This is a genomic window from Planctomicrobium aquicomposti, from assembly GCF_051466325.1.
Classification (GTDB): domain Bacteria; phylum Planctomycetota; class Planctomycetia; order Planctomycetales; family Planctomycetaceae; genus Planctomicrobium.
On sequence record NZ_CP195792.1, the window covers coordinates 1,455,712 to 1,467,500 of the forward strand.

The window sequence follows — 11,789 nt, forward strand, 5'->3', positions numbered from 1 at the left end:
TGGACAACCAGCGACAACTGCCCCGCGGGCAACTTTACCGAAGTTCCAGAGCTGCCTCGCGGACCATTTCGTCACTGACTTCCCGGGCCCCTTCCACCTGTGCGGCAATGCAGGCCAGTTCGGCCAATTGTCGCAGGCGTCGTAGACGGCCGTGGCACTCTTCCCAGGCTGCATCGATACCCGCCGGGGAGATGCGGACCGGCTGTCGTCCCTGCACGAAGTCCTGAGTCAGCACGCGGGCCGCTTCATCCCGTTTCAACGGCGCGAGCTCGATCCTGAGCCACGTCCGCTCGCTCAGCAGGGTCTGCATCGCCAGCGAAATCTGAGGACGAGTTCCGAACAGCCAGGTGCTGCTGCTGCCGAACAGGCTCATCAGACGTTCCAGTACGATCACCACGGATTCGGCGGCCCGGTCGAGATGATCGAGCAGAAACACCAGTCGACGATGCACCTGACCGGCCGACTGGGCATAATCCTGCAGCCAGGCCCAGACCTCGACAGCGGGAGCCAGCGGAGAGAGACCGCTTCCCAGAACGGCGCAGATCCTCGCGGGAAGTTCGCTTCCTTCGAGTCCTGTCAGATCAATCTGGGCACACGCAAACCCATTGAGCCGCAGCTGTCGGGCCAACTGGCTCAGCAGCCAGCTCTTGCCTAAACCTGATTCACCGACCAGGACCCCACTCGAGCGGGTTTCAGCCAGATACTGCAGCCGTTCCAGTGCTTCGGTTCGCTGGTCAGTTTCCACCACGGGGCCCATTGCCGGCGTAATTGTGCCGAGAGTATCCATACATGCTCCAGGATCACGCTGCGTGAGTCCGTAGTTCGTGTCAGTGCATCGCCGCCCGCGGAGTCCGGGGAGACACAGCTCTCACGCAGTGGAACGGGGCAGGTGACAGGTCGGTGCGCTCTCTGCTTATCGACCTGCCGGGAGTCGTGGATTCAGCACTTTTTGCGGTTGTAGGTAGATCGCCGCAGAAGTTGGGGGCGAGCGTCGGAAAGTTCCGGGATTTCCTCAAGTCGGTCCGCGAGACAACGAGAAGCAGCAGGGCAGGCGGTCGGGTAGCCGCGATGAACGGAACCGGTCAGAAATTGCTGCCGTACTTTTCGCGCATCGCCCGGTCGATGGCAGCTCGCTCCTCGTTGATCATCTGCCAGATTTCATCCCGTTGCTGGGCTCCCGCGGTGATCGCAGCCGCCTGCTTTTCCCGGACCTGCTGCACGTTGCTGGTGACATTGTACGAGGGCTGGCGATATCCAAATCCGCCCCAGACATTCAAGGACGCCCAGCCGGGATCGTAGCTCATGTCGTAGGTGATGGTCCCCTCATGGGTGTTGATGATCAGCGCCTGTCCCCGCAGCGAGCGGGCCAGCGCCCGGAGGCGGGTCGCAACATGGCTGCCGTATTCAAGCAGTTGTGGATCGACATCCTGCGACGGCAATTCGTCGATCTTACGGGCGAAATTTTCGTGCCAGAATGCCGTCTGTTCGTAGTTCTTCGCGCGGCGAAGGGCTTTGGTCAGATCGTCGATGACACGATTCACCGAAGTCAAGTATTTTCGGGAAGGGCTGACAGTACTGGTCGGCCGAGGACTGCGCGTGGCGGAAGGGGCCTTGCCGCCCGGGGCGGGGAGAGTCGGGCTTGCCGCGGTTGCTGCTGCCAGGGGTGCGGGCGGTTCGGGAGTCGACGAGGGGGTGCTGGTGATCAGCGACAGGATCCGTCGGAGGCTTTCGTCACTGAGCGGAGCCGACAGCAGGGCGGAATTTCCTGCGGCGGTCACCGTCGCGTTTTCGAATTCATCGATGGCGGCACCGGTCTGGTGCAGCACCTCGACAAAGAAGTTTTTCACGGGTTCCGCCAGATCGCCGATCGGTTGGGCGAAGTCAATGTGGACGTGAGAATCGTTGCTGTCCCCGATTTGCACTGTCAGCGTCACCCCTCGGAGGCCTTCGATCAGGGAGACGAGGCTCGCAATCTTCTCCGGTTGATTGGCCAGCCGACGATCCGCTTCGAGATGCATTTTCACGATCGCCGGATCCAGAGCATGATCGAGGTCAATCGACATGACCAGATGCTGGGACAACGCCGCAGCTTTCTGTAGATATTCGGAACTGATCCCGGTCCGCTTGTGGCGCAGGGCGCTGGCCCACTGGGCCGCTTCCTGACGGACAGAGGGCCAGCGGATTCCCAGGAGCGTGGGATTGACCTGCAGCAGATAGGTTTCTCCCCGTCCCCGCGTGGCCGGCAGCGTGTCGAGCAGTTCGACGGCGGTCTGATTTCGCCGGGCGATGGCGTCGATCGATTCCGCTTCCGGAACGACAGCGAGTGCTGAGGACCAGACCTCTTTGGGCCCACTGGAGCGAATGAGATAGCCGACGACGAGCGTGCTGACCCACGAGGGGATCCCATCAGGACCGTCCATGAACTGTTCATCGGCCAGACGGGCCCAGTCTTCCCTCCGGGCCCGTTCTGTCTGCAGAATTTCGCTCATCCGCACAATCGAGAGTGCGTTGGCATCATCCGGCAGGAGCGTGATCAGCTGCACTGGTTCTTCAGCCCGTGCAGCGGGCTGAACACCCAGGAGCATTCCAATTGCCAACAGGCAGAACGGCCCCAACGGCAACTTTGCTTTCATCACGAGTCTGCTCCTGCCGCATCAACAATCAGGGTTCCCGGGAAATCCGTGAAGGTCGATGCTACAACACGCGGGCGGTGTTGTCATGCGGAGCAAGTGACGCAGCAGTGGTGGGAATCAGTGTCCAGAGGGAGTTGCTGTTATAAAGCGCGCCACTGGACCGGACAGGCGGAGCACGGGGCGACGGGTTCAGTTGTCTGTCACGTCGGCCAGGACTCTCAGAAAGACATTCGGCCCGACGAATGTCGCACGGTTTCCATCCGCGAATTCGACTTCGACATCGAACTCGTAGCGGCCCGCGGGATAAAGCCGGGTCTGTATGGAAGTCGGTTCAAACCTCAACACCTTGGCCCCGGTGGCGACAGCAATGCTCCCCTCCAGTGTGAACGTCACGGCTGGGGTGTCGACTGAACTGGCGGTGAGCGTGACCTGCTCGTCACCGGACAGATCCGGAAAGTCGCTACGCGAGAACTCGATGGCTCGACCATGTTCAGCGAGATAGGAGTCCCCCTGAATGAGGGGTGCGGAGAGACTTTGCCCCGCCAGCGTGGGGACGGCAATGGTAATATTCCGCCGGGCAGCCAGCTGGGTCAGCGCGGACGATTCGAACGCCGAGACTGTCATCGGCGGAACCGGTGCGGCATCGATGACCGCCATCCCCACCTCGGTGGTGAGATAAACCAGCCCGGCGTAGATCGGCTGCGCATTGAGCCTCACGCGGACGTGGTAGTTTCCGTGGAGCGTCTCTTCCACCTCTGCCTGATAAAATCCCGGGCTGGCAGTGGGGTCCGGTTCTGTCAGCGCAGCGCCGCCGACCCCATTAGCAATGCCTCCACCGGTGACCGGATAAAGTTCGAGCGTCAGTTCCTCGCCTGTACGGAAATGCCAGAAGCCAATGGAGTGACTCATCAGGGGGATCCAGTTGATGAAGAGACGGCGTTGTCGGGAGGAACCGCTTTTTGTCGCTGCGGCGACCGGAGGTGGTCGCCGGTAAGGAGAGGAACTTCCGGAGTGTCTGGAGCTCGTGCTGTGTGTTTATGCTGATCCTTTGATCAAACCTTTTTCCACCAAGGCTGCCCGGATTTCATTGAGCAGTGTGACAATGGCATCCGCCTGCGACTGGGAAGCAAACCCCCACGGTGTTGACTGTGTGGCTGCAGTGGTCGCGACGGCTGCCTGTGCAGAACCCGCCCGCTGCACGGTCGGCGTGGCGTTGTGGAAGCCGAGCTTCTGGCTGACGGATGTTCCGATCTTGGTTCCGGTCGATGTCCCCAGAACCAGCTGCATCCCGTCAGACAGGGTGACACCGGCAGCTGCAATCGACACCAGCGTGGTGATGCTGCCGTTGTTATAGGCATAGCCGATATTGAGAACCGACGTCGGGGACACACCTGAGGTCGGAGCGTTGTGGATGTAGAAATCGGTCTGCCGGTCGGCGACTGCGGTGGTATCCCAGACTCGGGCAGTGAGTCGCAGAGCCGGGGAATTCTGCACTGGAACTCCAGCCGTTGCGGCAGTGATTGCCTGCGCCCGCAGTGCACCGATGACACTGGTCGTTGTGCTGGCCCATTGGGCCACAATACCGCCGGTGGAAGCGATCGACGCCGTGACGGTCAGTGAGCCCGGAATGTCAACGACGCCGGTATCACTGATGGTCAGACGCGCCACGCCACCCGTCGCCAGACCGATGCCATCGCTGCCTGAAAAATAGATTCCGGTGTTGGTGTCCGTGACGCAGCTCAGGCGGATGGATGATGCTGAACCTGCCGGGACGCGGATCACCCCTGCGGAATTGATCGGCTGCAGGAGCGTCCCTGTGAACTGCCACGCGCGGTTTCCCGCCGAGAGCATTTCGATCGTACCGGTTGCTGTGCGAGAGAAGCCGGTGCCTGTCTCGTTGGCAAAACCGATCCCGGTGGCGGAGGTCGACCCGTCTGGAAACAGCACCTGACCGGTGAACGTCACTCCCGCTAACGAGCTATGTGTGTGACCTGCCGTCGCTGCCCCCACGTCGGCCGCCGCCAGCACGACGGTCCCCGCCTGGCCGTTTACACTCAGCACCGGAGCGGCGGGATAATCAATCGGGGCCCACGATTCGAGCTCGCTGGGATCGTCGCCGATGATGACGAATGCTTTGTGGACATCCGACCGGTTACACCAGTCTCCCGATTGCCCGTCCAGTGCCAGCATCCCTTCTTCGCTGGCGACGGTCCCCAGAAACTCGGTGATCGCCACAGCAGGAATCTGTGACGTTGGAATGAGGCCATCGACGAGGTCGGCCTTGTTCTCGATCGCCGCCGACAGACTCTCCGCATCGACAAACGACGCGAACCCCAACTCGCCGGCACCGTTGGTGACGAGGGCCTGCTGGTCGGTTCCGTCGCTGGCCGGGCCGACGAGTGTGATTCCACCGTTCAAAATTGCGGGGAGATAGCCTCCCATGGAGATCCTCCATCATCTCGGAGTGCCTGGCTCGACGAGTCCGAGCGAGCATGAAGCCGGACTGTGTGAGAAGTCGGTGGTCAGTGCAGGAAGCTGCGTTGACCCCGTTTACCCGAGCCATCGGGGTTGCGCCGAAGAGAGCGGCCGCAAGATCCGACAGGCGGCCGCAGACACCTGTGCGAACGAAAGAAAAAGGGTGAGTAACGGGACTTGAACCCGCGACCCCCAGATCCACAATCTGGTGCTCTAACCAACTGAGCTATACCCACCACATAACGGACTCAGACCGCTTTCAGCGTCCGCAATACCAGCAACCTCTTCCGTTCACAACTGAATGGGGCAGATCAGGTTACTGAATCTCTTGATCGGCTGAATGCGACTTCGTCACTCACAGTTTCTCCAAACATTTCAAACGACCCAGTCGGGGGCTCGAAGGTTCGGAAACCGGCCGCAATCCGGCGAACCGGATCTCTGCGGAAACGAGAGTATTTGAGAATTGGCACAGATTTGCAAGTCGGAACGGACCGGTCCGTCGAGGGAATGAGCCCGGCGGGGCGTTGAATGTCGGTTGCTGACGCCCCTCCGCGCTCTCTCGTGAGAAAGTGATGGGGTTGGCCACTGCCCGGTGAGGAACGGGGGCACTGGTGGCAATTTTCTGCTGAATCGCCAGAATCGGGCGGTTGCGACCGTCATCCCGCCTGATCAATGGACATTCGATGAAGAAGAATTCAGTCAAATCGGCTCTGCGTGCTGGGGAAGCTCAAGTGGGAACCTGGCTGAGCATGGGAGATCTTACCGCGACCCGCATGCTGGCCCGGGCCGGGTTTCCGTGGCTGACCATCGATCTCGAACATGCGGCAATCGACTGGTCCCAGATGGCAGCCCTGATCGGTGCAATTGCCGATGCCGGCTGTGTGCCGCTCGTGCGGGTTCCTGAGGGACGTCACGACCACATCAAGCGGGCGCTCGACGCCGGGGCTTACGGGATCATCGTGCCGATGGTCGATACCGTCGAGCACGCGAAACTCTGCATCGCGGCCGCCAAGTATCCGCCGGTCGGGAACCGTTCGGTGGGGGGATCGCTGCACGCCGTGAACTTCGAGGCAGGCGCGGGGGATTATTACAAGCACGCCAACGATGAGGTGCTGGTCATCTTGCAGACGGAATCCCCTCTCGGAGTGAAGAACGCCGATGAGATCTACAGCCTTCCCGGCGTCGACGCCATTTTTGTCGGCCCCAACGATTTGACCGCCCAGATGCGGACGCCGGACGGCAAAGATCCGTCAAAGGAGGAATTCGAGGCGATGCTGCAGCGGATTCTCGAAGCGGGTCAGAGAGCGGGAACGCCGGTCGGCCTGCACGTGCAGTCGGTGGAAGAAGTCGAGCGGCGGATCGAGCAGGGCTGGCGGTTCATTGCTCTGGGAAGTGATCTGCGGATGATGGTCTCGCAGGCACAGAAATTTGTTTCCGAGTTGAAGCTGACCTCGGGGGCGAAAGACCTCGCCCGCTACTGAGTGAGGGGATGGCCTCAGTGCTGAACAAAACGCCGGTGCAGGCCGGCGTAAATTCCTTCCTGTGACAGCAGTTCCTCGTGTCGCCCCCGTTCACGGATGTGGCCGTGGTCGAGCACCAGCACCAGGTCCGCGTGCCGGATGGTACTTAGTCGATGCGCCACCACAAAGCTGGTCCGCCCTGCCCGTAGCGCGTCGAGGGCCTGCTGCAGGCGATCTTCCGTGGCGCTGTCGATGCTGCTGGTCGCTTCGTCCAGGATCAGGATGCGCGGTTCGGCGATCAACGCCCGGGCAAAGCAGACCAGTTGCCGCTGTCCCGATGAAAGAATATTTCCCCGCTCTCCGACCTGCGTATTGAGGCCATCGGGCAGATCGTCAATCAGGTCAGGGCAGCCAAGCCGCTGCAAGGTGCTGAGGATCTCCGCGTCGGTGGCGTCCGGTTTGCCGAAGCGGATGTTATCGGCCACGGTGCCATAAAACAGAAAGTTCTGTTGCAGCACGATTCCCAAATGCTGGTGGAGGGAGTTGCTGTCGATCGAATTGAGATCGAAGCCGTCGACAAGAATCTGTCCCTGTTGCGGGAGATAGAACTTGGCAACGAGATTGATGATGGACGTCTTGCCACTGCCGGTATGCCCGACGAGCGCAACAGTCTGACCAGGTTCGACCGTAAAGCTGATGCCGTGCAGCACAGGCTGGTTCGGATCATAGCCGAACGTGACATCGCGGAACTCGACATGTCCGACGAGTTCTGCGAGGCGGATCGCATTGGGAGGATCCTGCCATTCGGGAGCCTGATCCAGCAGTCCGAAGAGCCGTTCGGCACCGGCCATCGCGGTGAGGGCCTGATTGTACTGATTCCCCAGCACCAGAATCGGGGCGAAGAACAGGTTCGCCATAAAGAAGAAACCGACCAGATCGCCGATCTGCATGGAGGACTCGGGGCTGAGAACGCGAAGTCCTCCGATCAGCAGCAGAACGACGATGAAGACCTGACTGTTCAGATCGAGCAGCGGAAGAAACAGTCCCTGCGTCCGCAGAATGCCGGTGTTGTAACGGGAGTGGTCGGCGGCGAGCGTGTCAAAAATTCGTGAGTTCTCCGTCTGTCGCACGAACGCCTGGGTCACGCGGATGCCCACGACCGATTCCGCCAGTGTCGCTGTCACGCGGCTGAACGATTCGCGGACATTCCGCAGTGCGACGCTCATGCGGCGATGGAAATAGTAATTGATGATCCAGAGCGCCGGAGCCAGCAGCAGGACGATCAGGAACAGCGTCCAGTCGTACCAGATCATCGCCAGCGCGGCGACAATCATCTGTCCGAGCTGCACGAGGCTCACAAACAAAACTTCCTGCACGCCGATGCGAACATCTTCGATGTCGGAAGTCATCCGGCTGATAACCCGGCCGACTTTCGTCTGGTGAAACCAACGCATTCGTAATGACTGCAGATGCGTGAACAACGCGGTCCGGAGGTCGTTCACAACCGCTTCTCCCAGCTCCAGCGCCAGCAGTTGGCGATAATGCATGGTGAACTGGGTGAACAGCGCGAGTAGGGCGAAGGCGACCGTTCCCCAGAGCACTCCCCAGGCATCGTGCCGGGCAATGGGGCCGTTAATGACCACCGTGATGATCCAAGTCAGCGCCGGCAACTGAAATGCCCGCAGCAGCACCGTGAGCAGCAGCCAGTTCCGCTTCGAGGCGTATGCCTGCGTAAATTTCATCAACCGGACGATCAGCTTGAAGTCCAGCGGCCGCTGCCGCTCGTCCTGCCGTTCGAGGTGCCGGGTGAGAGTCCGGTTGAGTGTGGTGACCTGATTCATGTGTGAGTCGCGTGGTTGTCTGCGCGGATTGGCTGCATTTCCGCAGACTCGTCGCGGTGAGTCGGATTGGTGGCGGTTTCTGCAAACTGCAGCTGGGCGAGAAACCGGTAGTATTCAGAATCACGGAGTAACTCGACATGCGTCCCCGCGGCGGTGATCCGGCCCCCTTCGAGCACCAGAATCCGGTCAGCGCGCCGCAGCGTCGCGATGCGGTTGGAGATGACCAACGTGGTCCGCCCCTGCATGGCCTGCTGCACCGCCTGCTCGATTTCATGTTCAGTTTCCGGGTCGAGAGAGGCGGTGGCATCATCCAGCAGCAGAATCGGTGGATCGAGAAGAAGAGCCCGGGCAATGGCCAGTCGCTGCCGTTGGCCGCCGGAGAGATTCGCTCCATGTTCGCCCACCAGTGTTTCGTAGCCTTCCGACATTTCAGAAATGAAGCCGTGGGCTGCAGCGATGCTGGCGGCCCGCTGAATGTCGTCCGCGGTGGCGTCCGGACGCCCAAAAGCGATGTTGGCACCGATGGTGTGGCTGAACAGAAAGCTTTCCTGAAAGACCAGCCCGATATTGCGTCGGAGTTCCTCGAGATTGAGGCTGCGGACGTCATGTCCGTCGATATTCACGCTCCCGGCGTCGACGTCATAGAACCGCATGACCAGATTCAGCAGCGTAGTCTTGCCGCTCCCGGTTTCGCCCGTGATCCCGATCCGCTGACCGGGGGTGACGTGAAAGGAGAGGTCCTCCAGCACCGGTTGATCGGAATCGTACCCGAACCGGACATTCCGGAACTCGATCTCGCCGCGGGCCCGTGGGAGGGGGAGAGCGTGGGGTGGCGATTCGATTTCGATCGGGAAATCGATGACCTCGAAGACCCGTTCCGCACTTACGAGACTGGATTGAATTGTATTGGCGATGTTGACGATCTGGCCCACCTGCGACGCAAATTCCTGCAGCAGATTGGCGAACACAAACAGACCCGCTCCCAGTGCCAGTCGCCCCTGCACCACCAGTGTCCCCCCCACACCGAGGAGGATCAGCATATTGACCTGGGTGATCAGTCCCATGATCGGCTGAAAGACACTGACCCGGTGGAAGATCGATTCCTTCTGTCGGCGGATGCGATCGGCCTGGGCAGCGAACTTGGCAATCTCCTGCGGTTCGCGGGCGAAGCCCTTGACGACGTAGGCTCCCTGAACATTCTCCACGAGGGATCGGATCAGTTCATCCCCCAGCTCCCCGGCCTTGCGATAGGCCGGTTGGACCTTGCGGGAAAACAGGACGGCAAACACCCAGAGCAGCGGCGTCGTGGCCAGACAGATCAGCGTCAGCCAGACGTGCATCTTCAACATATAGACCAGATAGACGGTCAGCGTCAGCACGGTCGTCAGCACCCGGATCATGACGCCGTCGACAAAATTGCGGACCGCATTGGCATCGCCGGCAGCCCGGTTGATGATCGAACTGCTTTCGCCCGCATCGTAAAAGCGGAAACTGAGTCGCTGCAGCTTCTGATAGACCGACGTCCGCATATAAACGAGCACGCGCTCGCTCATGGCAGCCGAGGCGATGGAGGCTCCGTACTTCAACAGACCGCCGACAATGGCAAACAGCAGAATTGTCCCGGCAATTCCGAGGATGACGTGAAACGGGGAGGCTTCGGGGGCGGGGGCAATTCCGAAAGGCCAAGTCGGTGGCGGGCTGTTCGGGTCGACCTCGTGTCTCAGGAAGTCGATCGCCACGCCGGTCAGCCCCAGGCTCGCCAGCGAAAGTGCCACCAGCGTCAGGTCCATAACGACTTTGGCCGCGCAGGCGTAGCGAAACTGCAGCCCGATGCCGATCAGGCGATTCAGGAGTTGGTAATTGGACCGCGGAGTCCGGGGAGGGGGACGACGAGCTGCGTCAGTCACGGAGGTGCCAGACAAATGGAGGTCGAGTGTTCCCAGTCCGTCAAAATAGGGTGGGGTTGGTGGCCCGAGTCGGCATCATAACTTTCGGCTCTCGCTTGCCGAGGGGAGAGTGCGGCGTCTCCGGCAAGGATTCCCCAAATTTTCCAGACGGAATCCTGATTCTGAAAACGGAATTACCGGACGCGACAATCAGCTGTGAACCATCTTTCAGCATCTGTTCCTGTTTATTAAGCTTCGCCCGTACGGCTGTGGCCAGTTCCTGGTCAACTGCCTGAAAATTTCACCGGGCCGAAAACGCTGCCGAGCCTTGGCAATTTGCTCGCAGATCAGCCCCCAGCACCACCTTGCGTGTCATTTGGCCCGGTGCGGCAATTGGTCCCCTGGTCTCAAACCGGGGTGTGGCATTGGAATTGCATTAATCCCCGATTAGCTGCAAATCCGCCGAATGAGCGTGGATTGCTCCCCCTCGGCTCAGGAACTGTTCGCTCAGTGGTCACCCCGGACTCTGATCGACCAAGGATGATATTGAATGCATGCAACGAATCCGCTCCCCAAGACACTGACGCTTCGGGACGATGTGGTGAAAGAGGTTTCGAAGACCCTCAGTCTTTCCCCCATTCCCGCTCTGAAAGATGTCGCGGTTCTGGAAGAGGGTGGCAAACTCGTGCTGACGGGGCGGCTCCCCTCCTATTACCTGAAGCAGGTGGTTCAAACGCTGGCAGCCTCTGTGGAAGGGGTTCGGACCGTCGAAAATCGGGTGAGCGTGATCCGTCAGGAACTGCGCGGCACTCGCGCCAGCGAATAGCGGAGCGTGGTGCCCCTTCTTGAAATTGCCGGAAAATTACTAGGGCGGTGTCTGGAGCGTCGCCGCTTTTCCGCAATGCGCTCATCCAGATGAATCCGCGGAGACTCCCCGGGAACTTTTGTCTTGGGGGGCTCGTCACCTGGAAGGAGACCAGCGCACGGAAAATGAGGAGCGGCACGCTCGCTCAGTCCCGGCTCGCTGATGCACCTGACTTCCCGCCGAAACTTTCCGCGAATATCGCCGAGGAGCATCTCGCTGAGTGTCAGCGATGCCTGGAGAGTATTTGGGCTTCTGATTTTTCCCATCCGCGCTGCCACGGGGCAGAGCAACCAGCTCTAAGACTGCAGGCTCTTCTGCAGCTGGCGGAGTTCCCGCGGCAGTGGAAACGTCACGTGTTCTTCACGGGTGGTGACCGGTGTCACGGTCGCTCCGAAATGATTTTCCAGATAAGTCAGGCACTCCTGCACCACAACTTCGGGAGCGCTGGCGCCCGCAGTAACGAGGACTGTGCTGACGTCTCGGAACCAGGCTTCCTGCAGTTCGTGTCGGCCATCGATCAGATAGGACGGCTTCCCCTCTTCGATGCCGATTTCCATCAGGCGACGGCTGTTGGAACTGTTCTGGCTTCCCAGAACGAGGAGCAGATCGGCACGCGTCACGAGTTGGCG

General features: G+C 60.4%; 9 protein-coding genes and 1 tRNA gene (1 of these 10 running past the window's edge). 2 read left to right on the forward strand and 8 right to left on the reverse strand.

Translation table 11 applies throughout. The annotated features are described in order from the left end of the window. Nucleotides 1–34: 34 nt before the first annotated feature. The 5 genes from SH664x_RS05525 to SH664x_RS05545 form a co-directional block, all read right to left on the reverse strand. Nucleotides 35–787, reverse strand: a complete 753-nt coding sequence (locus tag SH664x_RS05525) for an AAA family ATPase (protein ID WP_437205736.1) — start codon at nt 785–787, stop codon at nt 35–37. 295 nt (nt 788–1,082) lie between these two features. Then, a complete protein-coding gene (locus SH664x_RS05530) occupies nt 1,083–2,633 on the reverse strand; it encodes a hypothetical protein (protein ID WP_437205737.1) in 1,551 nt (516 codons plus the stop codon). A gap of 189 nt (nt 2,634–2,822) precedes the next feature. Beyond that, complete coding sequence (locus SH664x_RS05535; RefSeq protein ID WP_437205738.1) at nt 2,823–3,542, reverse strand: hypothetical protein; 720 nt, start codon at nt 3,540–3,542, stop codon at nt 2,823–2,825. 126 nt (nt 3,543–3,668) lie between these two features. Next, nucleotides 3,669–5,075: a hypothetical protein gene (locus SH664x_RS05540; protein WP_437205740.1), complete on the reverse strand. Its 1,407-nt coding sequence runs from the start codon at nt 5,073–5,075 to the stop codon at nt 3,669–3,671. Between the two features lie 195 nt (nt 5,076–5,270). After that, nucleotides 5,271–5,344 (reverse strand) — tRNA-His (locus SH664x_RS05545). Between the two features lie 447 nt (nt 5,345–5,791). Between SH664x_RS05545 and SH664x_RS05550 the strand changes: the two genes are divergently transcribed. Next, the gene (locus tag SH664x_RS05550; protein WP_437205742.1) at nt 5,792–6,589 is read left to right on the forward strand and encodes an HpcH/HpaI aldolase family protein; all 798 of its coding nucleotides are present in this window, start codon (nt 5,792–5,794) and stop codon (nt 6,587–6,589) included. Nucleotides 6,590–6,603: 14 nt separating this feature from the next. Here the strand turns inward: SH664x_RS05550 and SH664x_RS05555 are convergent, their stop codons facing one another. Both SH664x_RS05555 and SH664x_RS05560 read right to left on the reverse strand, forming a co-directional pair. After that, on the reverse strand, nt 6,604–8,409 hold the full coding sequence (locus tag SH664x_RS05555; RefSeq protein ID WP_437205743.1) for an ABC transporter ATP-binding protein: 1,806 nt from the start codon (nt 8,407–8,409) through the stop codon (nt 6,604–6,606). Further along, on the reverse strand, nt 8,406–10,316 hold the full coding sequence (locus SH664x_RS05560; RefSeq protein WP_437205745.1) for an ABC transporter ATP-binding protein: 1,911 nt from the start codon (nt 10,314–10,316) through the stop codon (nt 8,406–8,408). Before SH664x_RS05560 ends, SH664x_RS05555 begins: the two co-directional genes overlap by 4 nt. A 529-nt stretch (nt 10,317–10,845) precedes the next feature. On the opposite strand from SH664x_RS05560, the gene SH664x_RS05565 reads away from it, so the two are divergent. Beyond that, the gene (locus SH664x_RS05565) at nt 10,846–11,121 is read left to right on the forward strand and encodes a BON domain-containing protein (protein WP_437205746.1); all 276 of its coding nucleotides are present in this window, start codon (nt 10,846–10,848) and stop codon (nt 11,119–11,121) included. Nucleotides 11,122–11,456: 335 nt separating this feature from the next. On the opposite strand, the gene ispH is transcribed toward SH664x_RS05565, so the two are convergent. After that, nucleotides 11,457–11,789 carry the 3' portion of a 4-hydroxy-3-methylbut-2-enyl diphosphate reductase gene (gene ispH / locus SH664x_RS05570; RefSeq protein ID WP_437205748.1) on the reverse strand. The gene runs 612 nt beyond the window's last position, so 333 of the gene's 945 nt are visible here — the last part of the coding sequence; the start codon falls outside the window, past its right edge; it ends in the stop codon at nt 11,457–11,459.

Excerpts from the sequence above, each read along its gene's own strand:
- SH664x_RS05525 (WP_437205736.1), bottom strand. The coding sequence starts at position 787 with ATGGATACTCTCGGCACAATTACGCCGGCAATGGGCCCCGTGGTGGAA.
- SH664x_RS05530 (WP_437205737.1), bottom strand. The coding sequence starts at position 2,633 with ATGAAAGCAAAGTTGCCGTTGGGGCCGTTCTGCCTGTTGGCAATTGGA.
- SH664x_RS05535 (WP_437205738.1), bottom strand. The coding sequence starts at position 3,542 with ATGAGTCACTCCATTGGCTTCTGGCATTTCCGTACAGGCGAGGAACTG.
- SH664x_RS05540 (WP_437205740.1), bottom strand. The coding sequence starts at position 5,075 with ATGGGAGGCTATCTCCCCGCAATTTTGAACGGTGGAATCACACTCGTC.
- SH664x_RS05550 (WP_437205742.1), top strand. The coding sequence starts at position 5,792 with ATGAAGAAGAATTCAGTCAAATCGGCTCTGCGTGCTGGGGAAGCTCAA.
- SH664x_RS05555 (WP_437205743.1), bottom strand. The coding sequence starts at position 8,409 with ATGAATCAGGTCACCACACTCAACCGGACTCTCACCCGGCACCTCGAA.
- SH664x_RS05565 (WP_437205746.1), top strand. The coding sequence starts at position 10,846 with ATGCATGCAACGAATCCGCTCCCCAAGACACTGACGCTTCGGGACGAT.